Source organism: Variovorax sp. PAMC26660 (assembly GCF_014302995.1).
Lineage (GTDB): Bacteria > Pseudomonadota > Gammaproteobacteria > Burkholderiales > Burkholderiaceae_C > Variovorax.
The window spans coordinates 1,096,254-1,121,003 of sequence record NZ_CP060295.1 but is presented as its reverse complement, the minus strand read 5'-3'; the positions used below and the strand labels follow the sequence as shown (position 1 = coordinate 1,121,003).

The window sequence follows — 24,750 nt, the reverse complement described above, 5'->3', positions numbered from 1 at the left end:
CGTTGCCGCTCAGGCCGGCAGCGGCGCCTCCCACGCAAACCCCACGCCATACACCGACCGTATCCAGTCGTGCGAAGGCGTCACCGCGCCGAGTTTGCGGCGCAGGTTCTTCACGTGGCTGTCGATGGCGCGCTCGGTCACGTCCACCGTGTCATCGTAGGCCAGCTCGAGCAGGCGGGCGCGCGAGAAGATGCGGCCCGGATGCCGCGACAGCACCTGCAGCAGGCCGAACTCGCGCCGCGTGAGGTTCAGCGGCTCGCCTTCGAGCGACGCGCGCCAGTGCACGTCGTCGAGCACCAGCCCGGGTGCATCGCCTGGCATGCTGCCTTGTCCCGGTGCCACCCCCGGCGCGGTGCGCCGCAGCACGGCGCGCACACGCGCGACCAGCTCGCGCGGCGAGAAGGGCTTGCACACATAGTCGTCGGCGCCCAGCTCCAGGCCGAGCAGGCGGTCGACCTCCTCGATGCGCGCGGTGAGCATGATGATCGGGTGCGCCGTGTGTTCGCGCGCGCGGCGCAGCACCTCGATGCCGTCGAGCCGCGGCAGCATGATGTCGAGCAGCGTGAGGTCGGGCGGCTCGGCGACGATGCTGTCGAGCGCGCTCTGCCCGTCGGTGAAGTGCGCGGTGTCGTAGCCCGCGTGGCGCAGGTAGTCCTGCACCACCGAGGCGATGTCGATCTCGTCCTCGACGATGACGATGCGTGTCATGGCAATGCGGCCAGTGGCAGTGTGATGGTCAGGCGCAGCCCGCCCAGGGGCGAGGCCGACGCGTCGATGGTGCCGCCGTGCGCCTCGATGGTCGCGCGGCAGATCGAGAGGCCGAGCCCGGAACCGCCGAACTCGCGGCTGCGCGAGGTCTCGCCCCTGAACAGGCGGTCGAACAGCCGGGGCAGTTCGTTCTCGGGCAGGCCCGGCGCGCTGTCGTCGAACACCAGCGTGAGGCGGTTGCCGCTCCATGCGCCCTCGACCGTGACGTCGATGCGCAGCTTGCCGCCCGCATCGGTGTAGGACAGCGTGTTTTCAAGCAGGTTCATGAACACCTGGTGCAGCCGGTGCGCGTCGCCTTCGACCACCGGCTGCGCCGAGACCGCGATGAGGTCGATGGCGCGCCGGTCCACCGCGATGTCGCGCTTGGCGAAGCGGTCGCGCGTGTGGTCCAGCGCCTCTTTCAGCAGCGACAGCGGAAACACCGTGGTGGCCAGCAGGTCGCTTTGCGGCTCGCGCATGCTGCTGCGCAGGTCGTCGACCAGTTGGCCCAGCCGGATCACCTGCCGGTGCAGCCGCAGCGCGGTGCGCTCGTCGAAGCTGCGCACGCCGTCCTGCAGCGCCTCGATCTCGGCGCGCATCGCCGCCAGCGGCGTGCGCAGCTCGTGTGCCGCATCGGCCAGCCAGGCGCGGCGCGAGGCCTCGACGGTGTCAAGGCGCTGTGCCATGTCGTTGAAGGTCTTGCCGAGCAGGGCGAGTTCGTCGGAGCCATGCACCGCGACGCGCGTGGAAAGCCGCCCGCGCGCCACTTCCTGCGCGGCCTGCGTGAGTTCGTCGATGGGTTTGAACCAGCGGCGCGCCAGCAGCCATGAAAGCACCAGCGCAAAGGCCAGGCCGCACATGCCGGTCAGCACGATCACGCCCGACTGCCGCGCGATGAAGGCGCGGTCGGCTTCGCTTTCGAGGGCCTGCATGGGTGTCAGCGCCAGGTAGCCGATGACCGAGCGGCCACGGCGGATCGGCAGGCGCGCCGCATTCTCCAGGTCGACGCTCGCGCCGACCACGCGCACGCCTTTGGCGTCGAGCACGGCCAGCCGCTGGAAGATCGAATCCGCCATTTCGCGCGGATCGGGAAAGAACCACGGCGGCGGCATGCTCGGCAGCCGGCGGGGCAGCAGGTCGAGTTGCGGCGATGAAGGGGGCGGAGGCGGCGGCCCGCTGTTGTTGTCGGGCGTTCCCTGCGACTGTGCCTGGGCTTGTGCTTCGGCCTCGCGCATCGCGCGGTATCTGTACCAGGGCGGCAGCCGCCGCTCGTCGGCGCCTCCGGAGCCATCGGCCGTGGCCGCCAGCCGCCCCATCTGCAGGCGGTGCCAAGTGTCGTCGTTGTCGCGCAGGCTCTTCCAGTCGCCGTTGGCGACGTAGTGCTTGAGCACCAGTTGTGCGAGCCAGTCCATGCGCCGGATCTCGATCTCGGCCACGTAGGAGCCAAGGCCCCGCTGCAGCGCAAGGATCGAGAGACCGGCGAAGCTGAGCAGCAAGACGACCAGCATGGCGGCCAGCGCCAGGAAGATCTTGCGGGAAAGGGTCAGGCGCGGCATGGGCTCGGGGCAGGCATGGCCGCATTCTGCGACATGCGTTTCGGGCGGGCGGGCGTCATAGGCAAGGGGTAGATCTTCGGGGCGAAATGAGGAGGAATCTGGGAGAAGTGTTCTCCCATATTTCTCCCGATTCAAAACGCACAATGCGGGCCATGAACCCGGACACGGATTTGCCCCTGCTGCTGTCGCTCGTGCTGCGCTTCTGGCTGGTGGCCCACGCGTGGGTCCTGCTCGTGCGCTGGGCCGAGGCGCGCGTCACGCGGCCGACCGTGCCGAGCCCCGGGTCGATCGAGAAGGAAACGTCATGACACACCACAAAGAATCGCGGCCGGCCGGCCCGGCGGCATCTCTTCGCCGGCTCAGGCGGGCCGTTCGGCAAAGCTGAAGCCCACGCCGTAGATCGAGCGGATCCAGTCGTGCGAAGGCATGACCTGGGCCAGCTTCTTTCGCAGGTTCTTGATGTGCCCATCGACTGCACGCTCGTTCACGTCGAGCGCCTCGGGGAACGCGGCTTCGAGCAGCTTCGAGCGCGTGAACACCCGGCCGGGGTCGCGCGACAGCGCGCGCAGCAGCAACAGTTCGCGGCGCGTGAGGTCCAGCGAATGCCCCTCCAGGCAGGCGCCGGCGCGCGGGTCGGCGAAGTTCACCGCGGCCGAGGGCTTTGCGGCGTACTGGCGCAGCGCATGGCGGCGCAGCACGGTGTTGACGCGCGCCACCACTTCCCTGGGCGAGAAGGGCTTGCACACGTAGTCGTCGGCGCCCATGTCGAAGCCGCGCAGCCGGTCGGCCTCGCGCGTGCGCGCCGTCAGCATGATGATCGGATGGTCGCTGTGCGAGCGCACCTTCTCCAGCACACGCAGGCCGTCGATGTGCGGCAGCGCCACGTCGAGCAGCGTGAGCGCGGGCGGCGAACTCAGGATGCGGTCCAGCGCTGCCGCGCCGTCCTCGATCTGCTCGACCTCGTGGCCCGCGTTGCGCAGCGGGTCCATCAACACCCGGGCGCTGCTGTCGCGCCCGTCTTCCACCAGCAGGATGCGGCTCATGGCTGTGTCTCCTTCGGTCTTCATTCAGAAAGAAGTTCCGATCTGGAACTGAAAGCGCTGCGTGCGGTCCGCCGCGATGTTGTTGGCCGTGTCGGCCTTCTGGTACATCAGCGGCACCGCGTAGGCCAGCCGCAGCGGGCCCAGAGGCGAGATCCAGCTGATGCCGATGCCGGCCGATGCGCGCAGGCGGTTCTGCGCCTTCCATTGCGCGTCGGTCATGCCCGCGGTGCGGTCGGCGAAGACGTTGCCTGCATCGAAGAAGGTGTACAGCCGCAGCGTGCGGTCGTTGCCCGCGCCGGGAAAGGGTGTGCTGAACTCCATGTTGAAGATCGCCTTGCGCGTGCCGCCGAGCGCACCGGCGGTGACTGCGTCGGTGGGCCCGAGCGAGTTCTGCTCGAAGCCGCGAATGGAGCCCAGGCCGCCCGCGTAGAAATTCTTGAAGATCGGGAACGCGGTGCCGCCCAGCGCCTTGGCATAGCCGAGCTGGCCGTTGACGGCCAGTGTGTACTGCTTGGACAGCGGAAAGTACTGCTGGTACTGGTAGTTGGTCTTCAGGTAGCGCAGCTCGCTGCCCACGCCCAGCTCGAGGTTGGCGCTTTGCAGCCGGCCGCGCGTGGGCACCAGCGCGCTGTCGCGGTCGTCGCGCGACCAGCCGACGGTGGCGGGAATGCCCACCTTGGAATCGCCCGTGCAGACCACGCTCGGCGCGGTGCCCGTGCACTGGAAGTAGTTGAGGTAGGCCTGCGGCGTGGCGGTGTAGACATAGGAGCCATTGACCAGCGTGTAGGAGCCGTTGCTGCCCGGCGTGAAGGCATAGCGCTCGACGCCGATGCCCAGGTAGATCGTGTCCAGCTCGCCCACGGGAATGCCGAAGCGCACCGAGCCGCCGTCGCTTGCCAGCTTGTAGTTGCCGTCCGCTTCGTAGTAGGGGCGGGTGGTGGTGTGGAAGACGTTCAGCGTGCGCGAGATGCCGTCTTTCGTGAAGTACGGGTCGGTGGCGGTGAGCGAGATCGTGCGGTTGTACGAGCTGGTGTTGACCTGCACGCCGAGGTAGTTGCCGCTGCCGAACACGTTCTCCTGCGTGATGCCGAAGGTCAGCGAGATCTTGTCGGTCGACGAGTAGCCGGCGCCCAGTTGCAGCGAGCCTGTGGGTTTTTCGGTCACGTTGATCGACAGGTCGACCTGGTCGGGTGTGCCGCTGACCTCGGTGGTCTCGACGTTCACGTCGGTGAAGAAGCCCAGGCGGTCGACGCGGTCGCGCGAGAGCTTGATCTTGTTGCCGTCGTACCAGGCGCCTTCGTACTGGCGAAACTCGCGGCGGATGACTTCGTCGCGCGTTTTTGAATTGCCGCCGATGTTGAGCCGCCGCACGTAAACGCGCCGCGCCGGCTCCGCCTTCAGCACCATCACCACGCGGTTGTTGGCGCGGTCGATCTCGGGCTCGGCCTTCACGCGTGCGAAGGCATAGCCGAAGGTGCCGAAGTAGTCGGTGAAGGCTTTTGTGGTGGCGGCCACTTCTTCGCCGTTGTAGGGTGCCCCGGGGCGGATGGTGACGAGGGACTTGAACTCGTCCTCGCGGCCCAGGTAGTCGCCCGAGAGCTTGACGCCGGCAATCGCAAACTTGCGGCCTTCGGTGATGTTGATGGTGAGCGTGATCGACTGCTTGTCCGGCGAGATCGCGACCTGCGTGGACTCGATGCGGAATTCGAGATACCCGCGCGTGATGTAGTAGGAGCGCAGCGTCTCCAGGTCGGCGTTGAATTTGCTGCGCGCGTACTGGTTCGACTTCGTGTACCAGGCGAGCCAGCCGCCGCTGTCCTGGTCGAACAGGTCGAGCAGCGTGCTTTCGCTGAAGTCCTTGTTGCCGACCACGTGCACTTCCTTGATGCGTGCCGTCTCGCCTTCGGTCACGGTGAAGGTGAGGTTGACGCGGTTGCGCTCGAGCGGCGTGACGGTGGTGACCACTTGCGCGCCGTAGAGGCTGCGGCTGATGTACTGCTGCTTGAGTTCCTGTTCGGCGCGGTCGGCCAGTGCCTTGTCGTAGGGCTGGCCTTCGGCCAGGCCGACTTCTCGCAATGCCTTCTGCAGCGCGGCCTTGTCGAATTCCTTGGCGCCGACGAAGTCGACGTCGGCGATGGAGGGGCGCTCTTCGACGATCACGACGATCACGTTGCCGTTGACGTCGATGCGAACATCCTTGAAAAGACCCAGCTCGAACAGCGCGCGGATGGCCGCGCTGCCGCGCTCGTCGCTGTAGGTGTCGCCGGCCTTGATGCCCAGGGTTGCGAAGATGGTGCCGGGCTCGACGCGTTGCAGGCCTTCGAGCCGGATGTCCTTGACGGTGAACGGATCGGCGGCCCAGGCCGGAAGGGTAGCGAGCGAGGCGAGCAGCGCGGCGATGGTCGCGAGGGACTTGGGTAAGTTCATCGCCGCATGGTCTCTGCCAATGTCGGAGAAATTTGGGACCTTTCTCCTCTCTCGCTGCTTTACGGGGTGTTTCTATTTATTGCAATCCGATGGCGGTTGCGCTGTTCCAGCCGGTGACGGCATGCGCGCTTCTTTCGCGGCAGTTCTGCATGTGATGCGCGAGAGACAGGTTGCCTTGAATGTCGATCAGGCGCTGCACGGTGCGGTCGATGGCGTCTGCATCGAGCAGCGGGTAGGTGCGTGCGGTGCGGCCGTTGTTGCGAACCAGCCGTGCGATGTAGGGCAGGTCTTGCTGGGTGATGACTGCGGCGGGCATCACGCCTTCAAGCTCGACGCCTTCGCAAGGCAACAAGACGAAGTACTGCAGGCGAAGGTCTTCGGGCAGCAGGCTGCGCAGTTGCGTGGTCTTGCGGCCGCCTTGCCAGGCGGGGTCTTTCACTTCGCGTGCGCTGCTGCAGCCGTTCAGCCGAAGGAACCAGCGCGGCGGGGCCTGGTCGGACTTCTTCCTGTAGACGAAGGCGTTGCGCCAGGCCTTGATCTCGAACAGATAGACGCCGGTTTCGCACACCAGCACGGCGTCGATCCTTGCGGTTCGCACCATGCAGCCTTCGGGCATCGGAATGATGAGGTTGCGAAGAATGCGCAGGTGAGAGAAGGCGGGACTGAATGCGCTGGCGAGCTGCTGCACACCCAGGGACGCGGCGATGGTGCTTTGCAATGCAATGGTCATGTTGGGCTCCTTCGAGGGGCTGAGCATTGCTTGGCTTTTGGGAGACTTTTAGTACGTCTTGGTTTTTGTTTTGTGCGTGTTCTTTGTTGAGGGCGCCCGGTATGCGGCGCGGCGCGGTCGGCCCCGCTGTGCCGGCCCTTCGGGCTTCCCTGCGGTGCTCGCGTCTCGCGGGGTCTCGCAGAACTCGCTGCGCTCAAACAGCTGCGAGCCCTGATCCGCGAAACGCTGCGCTCCTCGGCGGCCCAGAGGGGCCGACCACGCCGCACCGCATACCGGGCTTGGGGGTGGATGAGGGCTCCTTCTTTCTTTGAGGCCGTCTGCCCTCACCCCTGCCCTCTCCCAGAGGGAGAGGGAGCAAGGCAGGAAGCGGGCTCCGAAGAGGGGGAATCGACAACCCCCATCACCGCACCTCCGGAAAACAACGACAACAAAACCGCGAAAGCGAAAAAAACAACAGTAAAGGCCACCCACCAGATTCCTCCAAATTTGAACGAGACCATCCGTTCCAGCTGCTCGATGAAGAGCTGCTCAAACCGGAGAAACCTGAATGAAGAAATCCCTCACGGCACTCGCCGCGCTGGCCGTTACCGGCCTGGCCTCTGCCCAATCGTCCGTTACCTTGTTCGGTGTCGTCGATGCGGGTGTGAGCTATCAATCCGCCACCTCGCGTGACCCCGTCACCGGTGCCACCAGCAAGCAAAGCCAATGGAGCCTTGCCAACTCGGGCTACAACTCCAGCCGCATCGGCTTCCGTGGCACCGAAGACCTCGGCGGCGGACTGGCCGCGAGCTTCTGGCTCGAAGCACCGATCAGCAACGACGACGGCGCCAACGGCATCGCCAGCTTCAATCGCCGCTCCACCGTCAGCCTCTCCGGTGGCTTCGGTGAAGTGCGACTGGGCCGCGACTACACCTCGACCTTCTGGAACGACACCGTCTTCGATCCCTTCGGCACCAACGGCTCGGGCACCAACGTCATCAGCACCGTCAGTGCGAGCACCGGCATCGGCAACACCAACTACGTGCGCGCCAGCAACATGGTCGGCTACTTCCTGCCGCCCAATCTGGGTGGCTTCTACGGACAGGTGCAGTACAGCTTCAACGAGAACGTCCGCACCAGCGGCACCGATCTCACCGCCGCCACCAGCAGCAACGCCGGTCGCTACATCGGTGGCCGCTTCGGCTATGCGAACGGGCCGCTCGACGTGGCACTGGCCGTGGGCCAGAACGTCGTGGTCGACACCACCTCGCTCACGCAGAAGGTGCAGACCATCAACCTGGGCGCGTCCTACGACCTGGGGCCCGTCAAGCTGTTCGGCGAAATCTCGAACGTGCAGAACAAGTTCGCCACCGCCGCGCTGGGCAACAGTCACGACAGCTACAAGGGCTACCTGCTCGGCGCCAGCGTGCCGGTCGGTGCGGGCCTGATCCGCGCTTCGTATTCCACCGTGCACTACAACGAAGGCGTGCAGGGCATCACCGGCGAGAACCCGCGCGTCAACAAGTTTGCGATCGGCTATGTGCACAACCTCTCGAAGCGCACGGCGCTCTACGCCACCGTCGCGCGCGTGAACAACCGCAACGACGCGGCCTACACCGGCGACCTGTCCGCCGCCAGCACCACGGGCTACGGCACCACCGGCGTGGGCTACACGGGCCTGCCGCGTTCGTCGACGGGCTACGACTTCGGCATCCGCCACGCGTTCTGAGCTACAGGGCGCATTGCGCGGCCGGTGCGGCCGTGGGGCGTTTGCCCTGCGGACCGCGCCCGGCTGCGCAAGGCGTGAGGAGATCTCCAGAAAATGAAAAACAGAATCCGACACCTTGCGAGCCTGCTCGCAGCCACCAGCCTGACGGGCTGCATCATCGTGCCGCTGCCCATGCCCTACGGCCCACCGCCGGGCTTTCGCGGCGAAGGGCCGCCGGGGCCTTCTTTCGATGGCCGCCGGCCACCACCGCCGATGGCCGCGTGGGACATGTGCGAGGGACAGCCCGAGGGCGCACGCCCCGCGGTGCCCGGCCCGCGCGCGGATGCGCTCACGGGAACCTGCGAGCGCGGTCCTTCGGGCGAGCTGGCGTTCCGCCCCTCGGGGCCGGCGAACATGGACAAACGGTAATGAAGCACCGGCGCTTTCTCTGGTTGAATCGCGGCTAGGATGGCTCCGGCGGCGGCTTCATTCATGAGCGAATGGCCGGCCGACTCCATCGCCATGAGCACCAGAACGCAGCCACTCCCCGATCTCTTTCTTTCCACGGCCCGCCTCGCTGCCTTGCACGAAGGCGCCGCGCCGAAGTGACAGGGCCGACCGCCATGTGGCGTTGCCTCATCGTGGAGGACGACGCCGACAACGCCCGCTACATTGCCGACGGTTTCCGTTCGCTCGGCCACGTGGCGGTGATCAGCCGCGACGGCGCGGATGCACTGGCGCGCGCAACGGGCGAGTCGTGGGACCTGGTGATCCTCGACCGCATGTTGCCCAACGAGGTCGATGGCCTCTCGATCTTGTCGACGATGCGCGCTCTCGGCAAGAAAACGCCGGTGCTGGTGCTCAGCGCATTGAGCGCGCTCGACGAACGCGTGCGCGGGCTCAAGGCCGGTGGCGACGACTACCTGGCCAAGCCCTTCGCTTTCTCCGAACTGGCGGCGCGTGCCGAGGCACTGGTGCGGCGCTCTCGCACCGGCCCCGAGATCCGCATGCTGCAACTGGCCGACCTGACGCTCGATCTGGCGCGGCGGCATGTGGAGCGCGCCGGCCGGCCCATCGCATTGCAGCCACGCGAGTTCCGCCTGCTGGCCTATCTGATGATGCATCCGGGCCAGGTGGTCACGCGCACCATGCTGCTCGAAGCCGTGTGGGACTACCAGTTCGACCCGCAGACCAACGTGATCGACGTGCAGGTGAGTCGCCTGCGCCGCAAGCTCGATGCCGGCGGCGCGCCGACGCTGATCCACACCTTGCGCGGCGTGGGCTACCGGCTGGCGCAGGGCGACGGCGATGCGCCCGATGACGGGGAACCGTCGCAATGATCAAGACCCTGCGCCAGTTGTGGCGCTCGGTCGGCTTCCGGCTCGCGTTCTACTACGGCCTGCTCGTGGCGATCACGATGCTCGCGGCGCTGGCCATCGTCTATATGCAGACCGTCGGCGTGCTGCAGCAGCGCATGGTGCGGCAGGTATCGACCAGCCTGCAGCAACTGATGGTGCGCTACGACGCGCGTGGCGCGGACGGCGTGGCGGGGGAGATCGGTTTTGCGTTGTCCGATGGGCGCAACTCTGACAACGAGATCTACCTGCTCACCGACCGCGAGGGCCGCAAGCTCGCGGGCAACCTCGACCAGATGCCGTCGCTGGCGCCGGATGCAGGCGACGGCGTGCACCGGCGCGTGGTGCGCTCGGGCCAGAGCGCCATCGGCTACCTCGTGATGCGGCACCTGCCCGATGGCGGCCTGCTCGTGGTGGGCCATGACCTGCGCGACCAGGAGTCCATCGAATCGCTGGTCGCGAGTGCGAGCGCGGCGGCGGGCATCGTGGCGGTGCTGCTGCTGATCGGCGGCACCTTCGTCTTCAGACAGGAGCTTGAGCGCAGCGTGGGTGCGGTGCGCCGCACGGCCGCGCGCATCGCGGCGGGCGAGCTGCAGGAGCGGGTGGCGCCGTCGGGCCAGGAAGACGAGTTTGCGCTGCTGGAGAACGACATCAACGCGATGCTGGACCGCATCCAGTCGCTGATGGACGGTGTGCGCCACGTGTCCAACACCATTGCGCACAACCTGCGCACGCCGCTCACGCGCGTGCTGGTGCGGCTGCGCGCGGTCGAGCAGGAGCTGGGCGGCAACGACGTGCAGCGCCAGGCGGTGGCCACCGCGATCCGCGAGCTGGACGAACTGGCGGTGGTGTTCGAGAAGCTGTTGCAGATCGCCGAGGTCGAGGCCGGCGCGCGGCGCCAGCAGTTCGCGCCGGTGGCGCTGCATGTGATTGCCGACGACGTGGCGGAACTGTACGAAGCCGTGGCCGAGGCGCAGGGCATCACGCTGCTGCGCGAGCCGGCCGACCTGGCAGTGGCGCTGGGCGACCGCGATCTGCTCGCGGGCGCGGCGGCCAACCTGCTGGACAACGCGCTGAAGTACGCGGGCATCGGCGCGACAGTGCGCGTCGGCACGCACACGGTGGACGGCAGGGCACAGCTTTTCGTGCAAGACAACGGGCCGGGCATTCCCGCTGGCGAGTACGAGCGCATCGGCGTGCGCTTTCATCGGCTGGACCGCAGCACGCCGGGGCACGGGCTGGGCCTTGCCAGCGTGCAGGCAGTGGTCGCGTTGCATGGCGGGCGGCTGCAACTGGGCGATGCCGCGCCGGGCCTGCGCGTGTGCATCGACCTGCCGGCGACCGACTGATCGGCTGCGCTGCGGCCGCCACATTGCCAAACCGCAATGTTTTGTTCATACACACCGGACCGCTGAATTCCTAGGATCGGCTGCGCACGTCTTGTGCCAAGTTCCAGGAGACATCAACGGTGAGAATCAAGAGTCAGAGAGATTTCTGCTCAGGCGTCCTTTTCAGCGCCTTCGGCGTGGCCTTCGCATGGGGTGCCACGACCTACAACGTCGGCAGCGGCGCCCGCATGGGCCCGGGCTATTTCCCGCTGATCGTGGGCATCCTCATTGCGCTCATGGGCGTGATGATCACGCTCAAGGCATTGACGGTGGAGACCGAAGACGGCGAACCCGTCGGGCGCATCGCGTGGAAGCCGCTGGTGTTCATCATCGGCGCGAACCTGATCTTCGGTGTGCTGCTCGGCGGCCTGCCGAGCATCGGCCTGCCGTCGATGGGGCTGATCGTCGCGATCTATGCGCTGACCTTCATCGCGAGCCTGGCGGGCGACAACTTCGGCTGGAAGGGCGTGACCGTGCTCGCCAGCATCCTGGCGCTGGGCAGCTACCTGGCCTTCGTGGTCGCGCTCAAGCTGCAGTTCCAGGTGTGGCCCACCTTCATCGCCGGCTGATCCGCGCAGAACAACAAGAACACGACAAGAAAAATGGACCTGATTACCAATCTCTCGATCGGCTTCGGCGTGGCCTTCACCGCGCAGAACCTTGTATATGCCTTCGTCGGCTGTCTGCTCGGCACGCTGATCGGCGTGCTGCCAGGCATCGGCCCGGTGGCGACCATCGCGATGCTGCTGCCGGCAACCTACGCGCTGCCGCCGGTGGCCGCGCTCATCATGCTGGCGGGCATCTATTACGGCGCGCAGTACGGCGGCTCAACCACGGCCATCCTGGTCAACCTGCCGGGCGAATCTTCATCGGTGGTGACCGTGATCGACGGCTACCAGATGGCGCGCAAGGGGAGGGCCGGGCCGGCGCTCGCTGCGGCGGGCCTGGGCTCGTTCTTCGCGGGTTGCGTGGGCACGCTGATCCTGGCGGCCTTCGCACCGCCGCTGACCGAGCTGGCCTTCAAGTTCGGCCCGGCCGAATACTTCTCGCTGATGATCCTGGGCCTGATCGGCGCGGTGGTGCTGGCCTCGGGCTCGCTGCTCAAGGCCATCACGATGATTCTTCTGGGGCTCGCGCTCGGCCTCGTGGGCACCGACGTCAACTCGGGCGTGGCGCGCTACAGCTTCGACATTCCTGAACTCACCGACGGCATCGGCTTCATCGCCATCGCGATGGGCGTGTTCGGCTACGGCGAAATCATTGCGAACCTTGCGGTGCCCGAGCACGAGCGCGAGGTGTTCACGGCCAAGGTCAAGGGCCTGTGGCCCACCAAGCAGGACTTCAAGGACATGACGCCTGCGGTGCTGCGCGGCACGGCGCTGGGTTCGGCACTGGGCATCCTGCCAGGTGGCGGCGCGCTGCTGTCGGCCTTCGCGGCCTACACCATCGAGAAGAAGATCAAGCTCAAGCAAGGCGAAGTGCCCTTCGGCAAGGGCAACATCCGCGGCGTGGCAGGTCCCGAGTCGGCCAACAATGCCGGCGCACAGACCTCCTTCATCCCGCTGCTGACGCTGGGCATTCCGCCCAATGCGGTGATGGCGCTGATGGTCGGTGCCATGACCATCCACAACATCCAGCCCGGCCCGCAGGTGATGACCAGCAACCCAGAACTGTTCTGGGGCCTGATCGCCTCGATGTGGATCGGCAACCTGATGCTGATCGTGCTGAACCTGCCGATGATCGGCATCTGGATCAAGCTGCTGACCATTCCCTACAAGTGGCTGTTTCCGTCGATCGTGCTGTTCTGCGCGGTGGGTGTCTATTCGGAGAACAACAACACCTTCGATGTGTGGATGGTGGCGATCTTCGGCATCGTGGGCTATGCCTTCCTGAAGCTCAAATGCGAGCCGGCGCCGCTGCTGCTGGGCTTCATCCTCGGGCCGATGATGGAAGAGAACCTGCGGCGCGCATTGCTGCTGTCGCGTGGCGACTGGAGCGTGTTCGTCACGCGGCCGCTGTCGGCGGGCCTGCTGGCCGCTGCTGCGCTGCTGCTGATCGTCGTGCTGTTGCCTTCGGTGAAGGCCAAGCGGGAAGAGGCGTTCGTCGAAGAGTGAACGCGGTGATCTGATTCAGGGTGTGGGGGCTTGAGTAGCCTCCAGCGCCTCGAATTCATCCGCAAGAAAGTCCACCAGCTTGCGCACCGAGGGCAGCAGCCCGCGGCGCGACGGGAACACCGCGTGGACGATGCCGGCGCGCGGTGCCCACTGCGGCAGCACGTCGACCAGGCGGCCGGCCTTCAGGTCTTCATGGACCATCATGGACGGCAGCTTGGCGACGCCCACGCCCTGCAGGGCGGCAAAGCGCAGCGCGACCATGTCGTCGGTCACCAGCCGGGGCTGGTGGCGCACCTCGGCCGTGGCACCGTCGGGGCCTTCGAGGCTCCAGGTGTGCTGCGGCTGCGAAGGGCCCAGGTCGAGGCTGGGCAGCGTGCCCAGGTCCGCCGGACCTGCGGGTGCTGCCAGGCTTTCGAGCAGGCTGGGGTGGGCCACCAGCCGCTGGGCGCTCTTGCCCAGCACCTTCATCACGAGGTCGGTGTCTGCTAGCGGCGGAAAGCGCACGCGCAGCGCAAGGTCGAAGCCTTCGCGGATCACGTCGACGCGGCGGTTGGTGCTGTCCATGTGCACCTGCACGCGCGGGCACTCGGTCATGAACTTCGCGATCATCTCGCCGACCTGGTAATACACCAGCGCCGACGGGCAGGCCAAGCGCACCAGCCCCTGCGGATCGGCGTGGATGCGGTCGATGGCCTCCTGCGCGGCATCGGCCTCGACCAGCATCGCGACGCAGTGCTCGTAGTACTGCCGGCCGATGTCGGTGACGATGAAGCGGCGCGTGGAGCGCTGGATCAGCCGCACGCCCAGCCGTTCTTCGAGCAGCGCGATGCGCCGGCTCAGGCTGGACTTGGGCACGCCCAGCGCCCGGCCGGCCGGGGCGAAGCCGCCGTGGTCGACGACCTGGGCGTAGAAGTAGAGATCGTTCAGGTCGCGCATGGTTTGCCAGGCCTCCGTTGCCCTTGATCGTTCGCCAAATGGAACGATGAAGGCGAATTCTGGCATCTACTCAAACCATCGTTGCGGCCGCATCCTCTGTACATGGCTTTCCCGCATCGGGAGGGCGTTCAGAAGGAGCACCCCATGAAGAAGATCCTCGGCACCTACAGCGCACCGCGCCCCCATTGGGTGGGCGACGGTTTTCCCGTGCGCTCGCTGTTCAGCTACGACACGCTGGGCCGCCACACCAGCCCGTTCTTGCTGCTCGACTACGCCGGCCCGGCGAAGTTCGAGCCCACCGTTCAGCCGCGCGGCGTGGGCCAGCACCCGCACCGTGGCTTCGAGACCGTGACCATCGTCTACAAGGGCGAGGTGTCGCACCGCGACTCGACCGGGCAGGGCGGCACCATCGGCCCCGGCGACGTGCAGTGGATGACCGCGGGCGCGGGCATCCTGCATGAAGAGTTCCATTCCGACGCCTTCACCCGCGACGGTGGCGAGCTTGAGATGGTGCAGCTGTGGGTCAACCTGCCCGCCAGGGACAAGATGGCCGCACCCGGCTACCAGGGCATCACCGATGCGCAGATTCCATCGGTGGAACTCGACGACGGCGCGGCCCGCCTGCGCGTGATCGCGGGCGACTACCTCGGCCACAAGGGACCGGCCCACACCTTCACGCCCATCGACGTGTGGGACGTGCGCCTGAACAAGGGCGCGAGCGTGACGCTGCCGGTGCCCGAAGGCCGCGTGGCCGCCATCGTCGTGCTGCGCGGCACGGTGATGGTGAACGGCGACGAGGTGGCGCGCGATGCGCAGATGGTGCTGCTCGACCGCGCCGGCGATGCGCTGACGCTGGACGCGAACAACGACGCCGTGGTGTTGCTGCTGAGCGGCGAGCCGATCGACGAACCCATCGTCGGGCACGGCCCGTTCGTGATGAACACGCGCGACGAGATCGCGCAGGCCATGAAGGACTTCGGCAGCGGCCGCTTCGGGCAGATGCAGGCGCACTGAGCGCGCCGGGCGCTCTGGTGGGGCCGGCACAGGGCGGTGGCGGCACTGTGGAACTCCGCGTCATACTCGCGGTCCCACGGTGCCGACGCCTTTCTCCAGATGCTTCACGTGCGATCCATTGCCTCTTCGACCCTTCTCCGGGCGCTTGCCGCCGGCGCTGCCATGCTGGCCGCCGGTGCGCTGCATGCGCAGGCCCTGCCACCGGGCGTGCGTCTGGGCATGACGGCCGACGAGCTGCGCGCCGCATTGCCCGCAGCGGAACACGTGCAGCGGCCGCAGCGCCTGACCGGTGGCCTGCTTGGCAGTTGGCGCGCCGCTCCCGTCGCGATGGCGGGGCTGACGTTCGAGCCCACTTTCTTCTTTGCCGCCTCCGAGCTGCGGCGCGTCGAATACGTGGCGACCGCGCAGTCACTGCCCGACAGCGGCGCAGCGGCTTTTGCAGCGCTCGTGCAATGGGGACGGGGTGTGTTCGGCAACGAGCTGGCGTCGCGCGATCCGGGCAGCGCCTATGCCGCGTGGGTGAGCAACGACACCGACGTCTATGTGCAGCAGGTCAGCGACCCGCGCCGCGCGAGCGTGCGGCTGGTCTACAAGGCGCGGCAGTTGCGGGACGGCAGCGAACTCTGAGCGCCCGTCGACTCAGCCGGTGACGAGCATCCCGCGCTGCTCGATGAACGCCACCACCTCGGCCACGCCCGTGTGGGTCTTGAGGTTGGTCATCACATAAGGGCGCTGGCGGCGCATGCGCTGCGTATCCTGCTCCATCACGTCGAGGTTGGCGCCGACGTAGGGCGCAAGGTCGGTCTTGTTGATGATGAACAGGTCGCTCTTGGTGATGCCGGGGCCGCCCTTGCGCGGGATCTTCTCGCCGGCGGCCACATCGATCACGTAGATCGTCAGGTCCGACAGCTCGGGGCTGAAGGTGGCCGCGAGGTTGTCGCCGCCCGACTCGACGAACACGATGTCGGCGTTCGGAAAGTCTTCGAGCATGCGGTCGATGGCTTCGAGGTTGATCGAGGCGTCTTCGCGGATCGCGGTATGCGGGCAGCCGCCAGTTTCCACGCCCATGATGCGTTCGGCCGGCAGCGCGCCGGCCACTGTGAGCAGGCGCTGGTCTTCCTTGGTGTAGATGTCGTTGGTGATGGCGATCAGGTCGTACTTGTCGCGCATCGCCTTGCAGAGCATTTCGAGCAGCGTGGTCTTGCCCGAGCCGACCGGGCCGCCGATGCCCACGCGCAGTGGGGGCAGTCTCTTGGTGCGGTGGGGGATGTGGTGCAGGGCGGAGGTCATGGGCAGGTGTCCGGTTCAGCTTCGGAAGAGGCGGGAATATTGTGTTTCATGGCGGGCCGACAACACCGCCAGCAGGGGCGCGAAGGCCTGGCGTTCGTCGTCGGTGAGGCTCATGGCGCGGGTCACGGCGGCGGGGATGTCGTTCGCCAACTGCCCGAGGATGCGCTGGCCCGCGCTTTGGCCGAGCGGCACGGCCTTCACGGCGGCGGCGACCATGTTCTCGGCCCAGCCGAAGGCAAAGGCCAGGCAGCCGTCGTGCACGGTGGCGCCGGTGCGGCTGACGGCGAATGCGAAGGCCACCGGGTAGGTCGCGGGCAGGTTCGCGAAGACCTCGGCCGTGTCGGCATGGTGCAGCTTGAGCCACTCGACGAAGGAGCGCCCCATCTGTTCGGTCTGCAGGAAGAATTCGGCCGATTCGCGCGTGACCATCACCCATTCGTTGAGTTCGCGGATGCGCTGCGTGTCGTTCGCGCGCCAGGCTGCGATGGCTTGCGCCACCAGGGCGAGGTCGCCGCGCGCGAAGCTCAGGTGCAACTGGTCGGAAAGCCATTCGGCGGCTTTCGATTCCGAATCGATGCCGGCCCATTCGACGGCCGCCTCGACGCCTTCGGAGTACGAGAAGCCGCCGACCGGGAGTGCTGGGGACGCCAGCCAGATGAGCTGCAGGAGACTGTGGGCGCCGGGTGTGCCGGACGGTTTTTGCATGTCAGTTCTCTACCGCGGGGTGTGTTCGCTGTGCGTTTGTTCGGGGGCGTTTGTCCGGGGCGAGTGCGAATGACACCGGGTGCTCCCCTCCGCGAATGTCCCCCGCTTCGCTCCTCCTTTATTTCGCTGCGGGGAGCACCTGGTGTCATTCGCACTGGGGCACGCTGCTGGTGATCCTGCGATCAACGACCACTCTGTCCAACGCTCACGTCGATACGGGGCTCTTTTTCGCGAAATAAAGGAGGAGCGAAGCGGGGGACATTCGCGAAAAAGAGCCCCGTGTCGGCGTGAGCGTCGCCCTGAACAACAGCGCAAAACCCGCCCAATGCGACGAACAAAAAGACAAGGCTGCATCTCAGTGGGAATGCCCGTGGTGCCCATGGTCGTGACCGTGCGAATGCTCATGGTCGTCGAGCAGTTCCGGTGCAAGCACGAGTGGCTTCGGCCCTTTGCTACCGCTGCTGTGCGAATGGCCATGGTCGTGCGAGTTGTCATGGCTGTGACCACCGCCGTGCGACCCATACGCGCCGCCCTCGGGTTCGAAGGCTTCCTCGACCGCCACCACGATCAGATGCATCGAACGCAGCATGTCGGCCAGCACGTGGTCGGGCTCGATCTTCAAATGGTCGGGCTTGAGTTCGATCGGCACATGCCGGTTGCCCAGGTGATAGGCCGCGCGCGTCAGGTCGAAGGGCGTCCCGTGCGCAGTGCAGTGCGTGATGCGCAGCACTGACTGCGGCGCGGCGATCACGCGAATCAGCGATCCGTCTTCGGCCACCAGCACGTCACCGCCGCGCACCGCAGTGCCGCGCGGCAGGAAGATGCCGAGCTGCCGGCCCTGCGAGTCGGTGGCGTCGAAACGGCTTTTCTGGCGCACGTCCCAATCGAGTTCGATGGTGGCGGCGCGCTTGAGCAACACGGGCGCAAGGCCGCGGCCCTGGGGCATGAGTTTGTTGGCGGTGAGCATGATGAAAAAGGGGTGCCCCAACGGCGCCCGTTGACTGGATGAGTACCTTCGAGGATACGCAGCCTGTCAAGCAGGCGCATACCCCGGCTTCAAAACAGGAAATACCGCTGCGCCATCGGCAGCAGCTTCGCCGGCTCGCAGGTCAGCAGGTGGCCGTCGGCGCGCACTGCATAAGTCTGCGCATCGATCTCCATCTTCGGCGTGTAGCCGTTGTGGATCATGTGCTGTTTGCGCACATTGCGGATGTTCTTCACCGCGCTGAGGTTCTTGGCCAAACCGTAGCGTTCCTTGATGCCCGAAGCTAATCCGGCCTGCGAGACGAAGGTCAGCGAGCTTTTGGCGAGCGAGCCGCCATACGCGCCGAACATCGGGCGAAAGTGCACCGGCTGCGGCGTCGGGATCGACGCGTTCGGGTCGCCCATCGCAGCCATCGCGATGGTGCCGCCCTTGAGGATGGTGAAGGGCTTCACGCCGAAGAAGGCGGGCTTCCAGATCACGATGTCGGCCCACTTGCCGACTTCGAGCGAACCGACTTCGTGCGCGATGCCGTGCGCAATCGCCGGGTTGATCGTGTACTTGGCGATGAAGCGCCTGGCGCGGAAGTTGTCGTTGCGCTCGTTGTCTTCGGGCAGCTTGCCGCGCTGCAGCTTCATCTTGTGCGCGGTCTGCCAGGTGCGGATGATGACCTCGCCGACGCGGCCCATGGCCTGGCTGTCGGAGCTGAACATGCTGATGGCGCCCAGGTCGTGCAGCACGTCTTCGGCCGCAATGGTTTCCTTGCGGATGCGCGACTCGGCAAAGGCCAGGTCTTCGGCGATGCCGGCGTCCAGGTGGTGGCACACCATGAGCATGTCGACGTGCTCGTCGAGCGTGTTCACGGTGTAGGGCATCGTGGGGTTGGTGGAAGAGGGCAGGAAGTTCGTCTCGCCCACCACGCGCAGGATGTCGGGCGCATGGCCGCCGCCCGCGCCTTCGGTGTGGAAGGCGCAGATGGCGCGGCCGCCCACGGCTGCAATCGTGTTTTCGACAAAGCCCGATTCGTTGAGCGTGTCGCTGTGAATGGCCACCTGCGTGTCGGTGGCGTCGGCCACGTCCAGGCAGTTGCTGATGGCCGAGGGCGTGGTGCCCCAGTCTTCATGCAGCTTCAGGCCCATGACGCCGGCTTCGATCTGCTCATGCAGGGCATCCGGCAGGCTGGCGTTGCCCTTGCCGAGGAAGCCCAGGTTCATCGGGAACGCATCGGCGGCCTGCAGCATGCGCTCGATGTGCCAGGGGCCCGGTGTGGCGGTGGTCGCGAAGGTGCCGGTGGCGGGGCCAGTGCCGCCGCCGAGCATGGTGGTCACGCCGGAAGACAGCGCCTCTTCGATCTGCTGCGGGCAGATGAAGTGGATGTGGCTGTCGATGCCGCCGGCGGTGACGATGTTGCCTTCGCAACTGATGATTTCGGTGCCCGGGCCGATGACGATGTCCACGCCCGGTTGCACGTCGGGGTTGCCGGCCTTGCCGATGGCGGCGATGCGGCCGTCTTTCAGGCCGATGTCGGCCTTGACGATGCCCCAGTGGTCGAGGATCAGCGCGTTGGTCAGCACGGTGTCGACAGCGCCTTGCGCCCTCGTGCGCTGCGATTGCGCCATGCCGTCGCGGATGGTCTTGCCGCCGCCGAACTTCACTTCCTCCCCGTAGCCGCCAGCGCGCAGGGTGTAGTCGGCCTCGACCTCGATCAGCAGGTCGGTGTCGGCCAGACGGACCCGGTCGCCCACGGTGGGGCCGAAGATTTCTGCGTAGGCGCGTCGCCCGATGGTGGCCATGCTTTAGAGCTTTCCTTGAACGAGGCCGCGAAAGCCATAGACGATGCGATCACCCGAAAAATCGACCAGCTCGACCGTGCGCTGCTGGCCCGGCTCGAAGCGCACTGCGGCGCCCGAGGCAATGTTCAGCCGCATGCCGCGCGCGGCCTCGCGGTCGAAGCCGAGGGCCCCGTTGGTTTCGGCAAAGTGATAGTGCGAGCCGACCTGGATCGGCCGGTCGGCGGTGTTCTGCACCACCAGCGTGAGGGTGCGGCGTCCGGGGTTGAGCGTGTGCTCGCCGTCGTCGGTGAAGAGTTCGCCGGGTGTCATGGCGGCCTCAGATCGCCTGGGCCAGCAGCGTCGCGCCGAGGCCGACCACGGCGGCGCCGGCAATGCGCGGCAGCCAGGCGTTGGCATGGCGCAGCGCCCAGCCGATGGCGATGCCCGCGGCATGCAGCAGCACGGTCGCGCAGACCATGCCCGCCAGCGTGAGACCCGCGCCTTCTTCGCTCGCCAGTTCGTAGCCGTGCGCCACACCGTGGAACACGGCGAACACGCCGACCACTGCCATCGCCACCACGGCCGGCAGGTGAATGCGCGTGACCACCAGCAGGCCCAGCACCAGCAGCGAGGCCGCGATCATCGGCTCGACCGCCGGCAACTGCACGCCCGCCAGACCCATCAGCGCACCGACCAGCAGCATGCTGGCGAAGGCCAATGGCGCCCACAGCAGATCGGGCCAGGCGCGGCGCGCGGCCAATGCGCTCCACAGGCCGACCGCGACCATGGCCGCCAGGTGGTCCGCGCCGGTCAGCGGATGCATGAAGCCGGTGGGGAAGCCGTGGTGCAGGCCGCCGTCGACGCCGGTGTGGGCGCTGGCCGCCAAAGGCAGCAGGAAGGCGAGCAGGGCGAGGGTCTTGGAAGCAGCGGTGTGGCGCATGAGAGGTCTCTCTTGTTCTGGGTGTCAGACGATGGGCTGGTGAACGGTGACCAGCTTGGTGCCGTCGGGGAAGGTGGCTTCGACCTGGATGTCCGGGATCATCTCGGCAATGCCGTCCATCACGTCGGCGCGGGTGAGCACCGAGCGCCCCTCGCTCATCAGGGCCGCGACGCTCTTGCCGTCGCGGGCGCCTTCCATCACGGCGGCGGAAATCAGGGCGATGGCTTCGGGGTAGTTGAGCTTCAGGCCGCGCGCCTTGCGGCGTTCGGCCAGCAGCGCCGCGGTGAAGATCAGCAGCTTGTCTTTTTCGCGCGGGGTCAGTTCCATGGGATCGGCATCGGGTGGCGGAGGGAGGCGGCCATTATGGGCAAGCCTTCTTCTTTGCAACAGTCGTGCCCTGTTCGCCAAAAGTCGTACGGATGGCACGAAAGATGCACCGAAACGGTGTGAACCCCGACACCCAGACCGCCACCCCCGACGACGCGCCCCAGCGCATCGTCAAGGTCCGGCGCGACTACAACAGCTGGGTGGCCAGCGAAACGCTGGAGGACTACGCCCTGCGCTACACGCCCCAGCGCTTTCGCAAATGGTCCGAATGGCGGGTGGCCAACACGGCCTTCGGGGCGGCGTCGTTCCTCGTGCTCGAAGCGGTCGGTGCCACCTTGCTGGTGCAGTACGGCTTTGCCAACGCCTTCTGGGCGATCCTGGCGACGGGGCTCATCATCTTCCTGGCGGGGCTGCCGATCAGCGTGTACGCGGCGCGCTACGGGGTCGACATGGACCTGCTCACGCGCGGCGCCGGCTTCGGCTATATCGGCTCGACGCTCACCTCGCTGATCTACGCCTCCTTCACTTTCATCTTCTTCGCGCTCGAAGCGGCGGTGATGGCTTACGCGCTGGAACTGGCGCTGGGCATTCCACCGGTCTGGGGCTACCTGGTGTGTGCGCTGGTGGTGATTCCCCTGGTCACGCACGGGGTGTCGGCCATCAGCCGGCTGCAACTGTGGACCCAGCCGCTGTGGCTGCTGATGCTGGTGGTGCCTTTCGTCTATGTGCTGGTGCGCGATCCTGGTGCGTTCGCGGGCATTGCGCACTACAACGGGGTCAGGGCCGGCACCAAGGGATTCGATCTGCACCTGTTTGGCGCAGCCCTGACGGTCGGCATTGCGCTGATCACCCAGATGGGCGAACAGGCCGACTACCTGCGTTTCATGCCCGCGCGCACGGCCGCGACGGCGCGGCGCTGGTGGGCCGGCGTGCTGGCCGGCGGGCCGGGGTGGGTGGTGCTGGGCGTGTTCAAGATGCTCGGCGGCGCGCTGCTGGCCTACCTGGCGATCACGCACATGGTGCCCGTCGAGCGCGCGGTCGATCCGAACCAGATGTACCTGGCGGCCTACGAGTACGTGTTTCCGAACTACGGCTGGGCGGTGGCGGCGACGGCGCTGTTCGTGGTGATCTCGCAGCTGAAGATCAACGTCACCAATGCCTATGCGGGGTCGCTGGCCTGGAGCAATTTCTTCTCGCGCGTGACGCACAGCCATCCGGGGCGCGTGGTGTGGGTGGTGTTCAACGCGCTGATCGCCTTCATGCTGATGGAGATGAACGTGTTCGAGGCGCTGGGCGACGTGCTCGGACTGTTCGCCAACATCGCCATCGCCTGGATGATGGCCGTGGTGGCCGACCTGGTCATCAACAAGCCGCTGGGGCTGTCGCCGCCGGGCATCGAGTTCAAGCGCGCGCACCTGTGGGACATCAACCCGGTGGGCGTGGGCGCGATGGCGCTGGCCTCGGTGCTGTCGATCACTGCGCACTTGGGCGTGTTCGGGCCGCTGGCGCAGGCGTTCTCGGCACTGATCGCGCTGGGCACGGCGCTGGTGGCGTCGCCGCTGCTGGCCTGGGCGACCGGCGGCAAGTACTACCTGGCGCGCACCTCGGGGCCGGGCAGCGCCGCGCTGTTTGCGCCGGCCGCGGGCTCGCGCGCGGTGCGCTGGGCCCGGGTCGAGCGCAACGACGAAGAGGGCAGCTACCAGCGCCTGAAGGTGCAGCACTGCGTGATCTGCGAGCGCGAATACGAAGGACCGGACATGGCGCATTGCCCGGCCTACCAGGGCGCGATCTGTTCGCTGTGCTGCACGCTCGACGCGCGCTGCGGCGATCTGTGCAAGCCGCACGCGAGCCTGTCGGCGCAGTGGTCTGCTGTCTTGCGTTGGCTGCTGCCGCGCCGCAGCTGGCGCTACCTCGACACGGGGCTCGGGCACTTCCTGTTGCTGATGCTGGTCATCGTGCCGCTGCTGGCCGTGGTGTTCGGCGTGCTCTACCAGCAGGAGTTGCGCGCGTTGGCCGAAAGCGCGCTGACGCTCGCGTCGCAGGCAGATGCGTCCCAAGCCTGGGCGAGCGTGCAGCAGTCGTCGCTGCGCTCGGGTTTTTTGAAGGCCTACATGGCGCTGCTGGTCATCGCGGGCATCGTGGCGTGGTGGCTGGTGCTCGCGCACCAGAGCCGCAAGGTGGCGCAGGAAGAATCGAACCGGCAGACGCACCTGCTGGTGCGCGAGATCGAACTGCACCGCGAGACCGACCGCGCACTGCAGGCGGCCAAGCAGACCGCCGACGAAGCGCGCGAGATCGCGGAGCAAGCCAAGCTCGCGGCGGAGCATGCCAGGCAGGCCGCCGATCAGGCCAACCAGGCCAAGAGCCGCTACATCAGCGCCATCAGTCACGAGCTGCGCACGCCGCTCAACAGCATCCTGGGCTATGCGCAACTGATGGGCGAAGACCATTCCGTGCCGCCGCATCGCCAGCAGGCGGTGGCCGTCATCAAGCGCGGCGGCGAGCATCTGCTGTCGCTCATCGAAGGCACGCTGGCCATTGCGCACATCGAGGCTGGCAAGCTCACGCTGCATGCACGGCCGATGCGCTTTGCCGACACACTGCGCGAGCTGGCCGACATGTTCGAGCTGCAGGCGGCCGAGAAGGGCCTGCAGTTCCGCTTCGAGGCCGCGGGACCGTTGCCCGAGGTGGTGCGCGCCGACGAAAAGCGCGTGTGCCAGATCCTCATCAACCTGCTGGGCAACGCGATCAAGTTCACGGCGGCGGGGCAGGTCACGCTGCGGCTGGCCTATGCGCGCGAGTTCGCCTCGGTGGAGATCGAGGACACCGGACCCGGCATGCCGGCCGAGGACATCGAGCGCATCTTCGAGCCCTTCGCGCGCGGCAATACGGCCGGCGCGTCGGCCGCACCGGGTGCGGGGCTCGGGCTCACCATCGCCAAGATGCTGACCGACCTGATGGGCGGCGAGATGAAGGTGCGCAGCACGCCGGGCGTGGGCTCGCTCTTCTGCGTGCGCCTGTTCCTGCCGCGCGTGCATGACATCGCGGTCGCCGCCAACCGGCCCGCGCCGGTGCAGCGCGCGCGACGCGGCTATGAAGGCCCGCGCCGTCGCCTGCTGGTGGTCGACAACGAAGAGGCCGATCGCGACCTGCTTGGCCATGTGCTCGCGCCGCTGGGCTTCGAGCTGCGCAGCGCGGCCAGCGGGCATGACGCGCTCGACCTCATCGCCGCCGGCTACCGGCCCGACGCGATGTTCGTCGACCTCGCGATGCCGGGCATCGATGGCTGGGAAACCATCCGCCGCGCACGCAAGCTGGGGCTGGTCGATGCCTCGGTCGCCATCGTCTCGGCCAACGCCTTCGACAAGGGGCTCGACAACGACGTGGGCATCGTGCCCGAGGACTTCTTCGTCAAGCCGGTGCGCCACACCGAACTGCTCGACTGGCTCGAACGCCGGCTGGGCCTTCAATGGACCGAAGCTGCCGTCAAGCCTGCGCCCGCGGCCGTGGCGCCGCGGGCCATGCTGGCGCCTTCACTGCCTCGGCTGCGCGCGCTCGAAGAGGCGGTGAGCCTGGGCTACTTCCGCGGCATCATGAACCAGCTCGACGACATCGACGCCGCGCAGCCCGAGTGCGTGGCGTGGACCGAAGCCCAGCGCGTGCTGGCCCGCCAGTTCCAGTTCGAAGCCATGAGCCGCGCGCTGGCCGAAGCAGTGAGCGCCCCATGAACCCCACGA

The 24,750-nt window shown here is 67.0% G+C and carries 23 protein-coding genes; 10 read left to right on the top strand and 13 right to left on the bottom strand.

Features of this window, described 5'->3' with window-relative positions:
* Nucleotides 1-9: 9 nt before the first annotated feature.
* Both H7F35_RS05310 and H7F35_RS05305 read right to left on the bottom strand, forming a co-directional pair.
* Nucleotides 10-708, bottom strand: a complete 699-nt coding sequence (locus H7F35_RS05310) for a response regulator (RefSeq protein ID WP_187111907.1) — start codon at nt 706-708, stop codon at nt 10-12.
* Complete coding sequence (locus tag H7F35_RS05305) at nt 705-2,303, bottom strand: ATP-binding protein (protein ID WP_187111906.1); 1,599 nt, start codon at nt 2,301-2,303, stop codon at nt 705-707. The genes H7F35_RS05310 and H7F35_RS05305 overlap by 4 nt, the downstream gene beginning before the upstream one ends.
* 152 nt (nt 2,304-2,455) lie before the next feature.
* On the opposite strand from H7F35_RS05305, the gene H7F35_RS05300 reads away from it, so the two are divergent.
* A complete protein-coding gene (locus H7F35_RS05300) occupies nt 2,456-2,611 on the top strand; it encodes a hypothetical protein (protein ID WP_261803532.1) in 156 nt (51 codons plus the stop codon).
* A gap of 51 nt (nt 2,612-2,662) precedes the next feature.
* On the opposite strand, the gene H7F35_RS05295 is transcribed toward H7F35_RS05300, so the two are convergent.
* The 3 genes from H7F35_RS05295 to H7F35_RS05285 all read right to left on the bottom strand — a co-directional run bounded on the left by H7F35_RS05295 (nt 2,663) and on the right by H7F35_RS05285 (nt 6,503).
* Nucleotides 2,663-3,346: a response regulator gene (locus tag H7F35_RS05295; protein WP_187111905.1), complete on the bottom strand. Its 684-nt coding sequence runs from the start codon at nt 3,344-3,346 to the stop codon at nt 2,663-2,665.
* Nucleotides 3,347-3,370: 24 nt separating this feature from the next.
* Entirely contained in the window at nt 3,371-5,773 is a 2,403-nt protein-coding gene (gene bamA / locus H7F35_RS05290; protein WP_187111904.1) for an outer membrane protein assembly factor BamA, read from the bottom strand.
* 76 nt (nt 5,774-5,849) lie between these two features.
* Nucleotides 5,850-6,503 carry a nuclease-related domain-containing protein gene (locus H7F35_RS05285; protein WP_187111903.1) on the bottom strand — a complete coding sequence of 218 codons (654 nt, stop codon included), beginning with the start codon at nt 6,501-6,503 and terminating at the stop codon, nt 5,850-5,852.
* A 547-nt stretch (nt 6,504-7,050) separates the two neighbouring features.
* Between H7F35_RS05285 and H7F35_RS05280 the strand changes: the two genes are divergently transcribed.
* From H7F35_RS05280 to H7F35_RS05255, 6 genes are all read left to right on the top strand, one after another.
* The gene (locus tag H7F35_RS05280; protein WP_187111902.1) at nt 7,051-8,211 is read left to right on the top strand and encodes a porin; all 1,161 of its coding nucleotides are present in this window, start codon (nt 7,051-7,053) and stop codon (nt 8,209-8,211) included.
* Nucleotides 8,212-8,304: 93 nt separating this feature from the next.
* Nucleotides 8,305-8,619, top strand: coding sequence for a hypothetical protein (locus H7F35_RS05275; RefSeq protein ID WP_187111901.1), 315 nt, complete (start codon nt 8,305-8,307; stop codon nt 8,617-8,619).
* A 194-nt stretch (nt 8,620-8,813) separates the two neighbouring features.
* Nucleotides 8,814-9,530 (top strand): response regulator transcription factor, encoded by a 717-nt coding sequence (locus H7F35_RS05270; RefSeq protein WP_187111900.1) that lies wholly within the window; start codon nt 8,814-8,816, stop codon nt 9,528-9,530.
* A complete protein-coding gene (locus tag H7F35_RS05265) occupies nt 9,527-10,894 on the top strand; it encodes a sensor histidine kinase (RefSeq protein WP_187111899.1) in 1,368 nt (455 codons plus the stop codon). The genes H7F35_RS05270 and H7F35_RS05265 overlap by 4 nt, the downstream gene beginning before the upstream one ends.
* Nucleotides 10,895-11,013: 119 nt before the next feature.
* Nucleotides 11,014-11,502, top strand: coding sequence for a tripartite tricarboxylate transporter TctB family protein (locus H7F35_RS05260; RefSeq protein WP_187111898.1), 489 nt, complete (start codon nt 11,014-11,016; stop codon nt 11,500-11,502).
* 33 nt (nt 11,503-11,535) lie between these two features.
* Nucleotides 11,536-13,047 carry a tripartite tricarboxylate transporter permease gene (locus tag H7F35_RS05255; RefSeq protein WP_093237971.1) on the top strand — a complete coding sequence of 504 codons (1,512 nt, stop codon included), beginning with the start codon at nt 11,536-11,538 and terminating at the stop codon, nt 13,045-13,047.
* 15 nt (nt 13,048-13,062) lie between these two features.
* Here H7F35_RS05255 and H7F35_RS05250 read toward each other — a convergent pair whose 3' ends face one another.
* Entirely contained in the window at nt 13,063-13,983 is a 921-nt protein-coding gene (locus H7F35_RS05250; RefSeq protein ID WP_187111897.1) for a LysR family transcriptional regulator, read from the bottom strand.
* Between the two features lie 144 nt (nt 13,984-14,127).
* Between H7F35_RS05250 and H7F35_RS05245 the strand changes: the two genes are divergently transcribed.
* Together H7F35_RS05245 and H7F35_RS05240 are read left to right on the top strand one after the other, a co-directional pair.
* Nucleotides 14,128-14,997 carry a pirin family protein gene (locus H7F35_RS05245; RefSeq protein WP_187111896.1) on the top strand — a complete coding sequence of 290 codons (870 nt, stop codon included), beginning with the start codon at nt 14,128-14,130 and terminating at the stop codon, nt 14,995-14,997.
* Nucleotides 14,998-15,096: 99 nt separating this feature from the next.
* On the top strand, nt 15,097-15,624 hold the full coding sequence (locus H7F35_RS05240) for a hypothetical protein (RefSeq protein WP_187111895.1): 528 nt from the start codon (nt 15,097-15,099) through the stop codon (nt 15,622-15,624).
* A gap of 12 nt (nt 15,625-15,636) precedes the next feature.
* On the opposite strand, the gene ureG is transcribed toward H7F35_RS05240, so the two are convergent.
* From ureG to H7F35_RS05205, 7 genes are all read right to left on the bottom strand, one after another.
* On the bottom strand, nt 15,637-16,287 hold the full coding sequence (ureG, locus tag H7F35_RS05235) for an urease accessory protein UreG (protein WP_187111894.1): 651 nt from the start codon (nt 16,285-16,287) through the stop codon (nt 15,637-15,639).
* Nucleotides 16,288-16,302: 15 nt separating this feature from the next.
* A complete protein-coding gene (locus H7F35_RS05230; RefSeq protein WP_187111893.1) occupies nt 16,303-16,992 on the bottom strand; it encodes an urease accessory protein UreF in 690 nt (229 codons plus the stop codon).
* Between the two features lie 355 nt (nt 16,993-17,347).
* A complete protein-coding gene (gene ureE, locus H7F35_RS05225) occupies nt 17,348-17,959 on the bottom strand; it encodes an urease accessory protein UreE (protein ID WP_187111892.1) in 612 nt (203 codons plus the stop codon).
* A gap of 89 nt (nt 17,960-18,048) precedes the next feature.
* A complete protein-coding gene (ureC, locus tag H7F35_RS05220) occupies nt 18,049-19,767 on the bottom strand; it encodes an urease subunit alpha (RefSeq protein WP_187111891.1) in 1,719 nt (572 codons plus the stop codon).
* A gap of 3 nt (nt 19,768-19,770) precedes the next feature.
* The gene (locus H7F35_RS05215) at nt 19,771-20,076 is read right to left on the bottom strand and encodes an urease subunit beta (RefSeq protein ID WP_055802788.1); all 306 of its coding nucleotides are present in this window, start codon (nt 20,074-20,076) and stop codon (nt 19,771-19,773) included.
* Nucleotides 20,077-20,083: 7 nt separating this feature from the next.
* Nucleotides 20,084-20,686, bottom strand: a complete 603-nt coding sequence (locus H7F35_RS05210) for a HupE/UreJ family protein (protein WP_187111890.1) — start codon at nt 20,684-20,686, stop codon at nt 20,084-20,086.
* Between the two features lie 24 nt (nt 20,687-20,710).
* Nucleotides 20,711-21,013 (bottom strand): urease subunit gamma, encoded by a 303-nt coding sequence (locus H7F35_RS05205; protein WP_187111889.1) that lies wholly within the window; start codon nt 21,011-21,013, stop codon nt 20,711-20,713.
* A gap of 104 nt (nt 21,014-21,117) precedes the next feature.
* Between H7F35_RS05205 and H7F35_RS05200 the strand changes: the two genes are divergently transcribed.
* Nucleotides 21,118-24,741 (top strand): ATP-binding protein, encoded by a 3,624-nt coding sequence (locus H7F35_RS05200; RefSeq protein WP_187111888.1) that lies wholly within the window; start codon nt 21,118-21,120, stop codon nt 24,739-24,741.
* Nucleotides 24,742-24,750 lie beyond the last annotated feature (9 nt).

Bases quoted from the DNA above. Each gene is read 5' to 3' on its own strand.
- H7F35_RS05300 (WP_261803532.1), top strand. From the start codon at position 2,456: ATGAACCCGGACACGGATTTGCCCCTGCTGCTGTCGCTCGTGCTGCGC.
- ureC (WP_187111891.1), bottom strand. From the start codon at position 19,767: ATGGCCACCATCGGGCGACGCGCCTACGCAGAAATCTTCGGCCCCACC.
- H7F35_RS05215 (WP_055802788.1), bottom strand. From the start codon at position 20,076: ATGACACCCGGCGAACTCTTCACCGACGACGGCGAGCACACGCTCAAC.
- H7F35_RS05310 (WP_187111907.1), bottom strand. From the start codon at position 708: ATGACACGCATCGTCATCGTCGAGGACGAGATCGACATCGCCTCGGTG.
- bamA (WP_187111904.1), bottom strand. From the start codon at position 5,773: ATGAACTTACCCAAGTCCCTCGCGACCATCGCCGCGCTGCTCGCCTCG.
- H7F35_RS05240 (WP_187111895.1), top strand. From the start codon at position 15,097: ATGCTTCACGTGCGATCCATTGCCTCTTCGACCCTTCTCCGGGCGCTT.
- H7F35_RS05295 (WP_187111905.1), bottom strand. From the start codon at position 3,346: ATGAGCCGCATCCTGCTGGTGGAAGACGGGCGCGACAGCAGCGCCCGG.
- H7F35_RS05280 (WP_187111902.1), top strand. From the start codon at position 7,051: ATGAAGAAATCCCTCACGGCACTCGCCGCGCTGGCCGTTACCGGCCTG.
- H7F35_RS05245 (WP_187111896.1), top strand. From the start codon at position 14,128: ATGAAGAAGATCCTCGGCACCTACAGCGCACCGCGCCCCCATTGGGTG.
- H7F35_RS05255 (WP_093237971.1), top strand. From the start codon at position 11,536: ATGGACCTGATTACCAATCTCTCGATCGGCTTCGGCGTGGCCTTCACC.
- H7F35_RS05230 (WP_187111893.1), bottom strand. From the start codon at position 16,992: ATGCAAAAACCGTCCGGCACACCCGGCGCCCACAGTCTCCTGCAGCTC.
- H7F35_RS05205 (WP_187111889.1), bottom strand. From the start codon at position 21,013: ATGGAACTGACCCCGCGCGAAAAAGACAAGCTGCTGATCTTCACCGCG.
- H7F35_RS05200 (WP_187111888.1), top strand. From the start codon at position 21,118: ATGCACCGAAACGGTGTGAACCCCGACACCCAGACCGCCACCCCCGAC.
- H7F35_RS05275 (WP_187111901.1), top strand. From the start codon at position 8,305: ATGAAAAACAGAATCCGACACCTTGCGAGCCTGCTCGCAGCCACCAGC.
- H7F35_RS05210 (WP_187111890.1), bottom strand. From the start codon at position 20,686: ATGCGCCACACCGCTGCTTCCAAGACCCTCGCCCTGCTCGCCTTCCTG.
- ureE (WP_187111892.1), bottom strand. From the start codon at position 17,959: ATGCTCACCGCCAACAAACTCATGCCCCAGGGCCGCGGCCTTGCGCCC.
- H7F35_RS05250 (WP_187111897.1), bottom strand. From the start codon at position 13,983: ATGCGCGACCTGAACGATCTCTACTTCTACGCCCAGGTCGTCGACCAC.
- H7F35_RS05285 (WP_187111903.1), bottom strand. From the start codon at position 6,503: ATGACCATTGCATTGCAAAGCACCATCGCCGCGTCCCTGGGTGTGCAG.
- H7F35_RS05305 (WP_187111906.1), bottom strand. From the start codon at position 2,303: ATGCCGCGCCTGACCCTTTCCCGCAAGATCTTCCTGGCGCTGGCCGCC.
- ureG (WP_187111894.1), bottom strand. From the start codon at position 16,287: ATGACCTCCGCCCTGCACCACATCCCCCACCGCACCAAGAGACTGCCC.
- H7F35_RS05270 (WP_187111900.1), top strand. From the start codon at position 8,814: ATGTGGCGTTGCCTCATCGTGGAGGACGACGCCGACAACGCCCGCTAC.
- H7F35_RS05265 (WP_187111899.1), top strand. From the start codon at position 9,527: ATGATCAAGACCCTGCGCCAGTTGTGGCGCTCGGTCGGCTTCCGGCTC.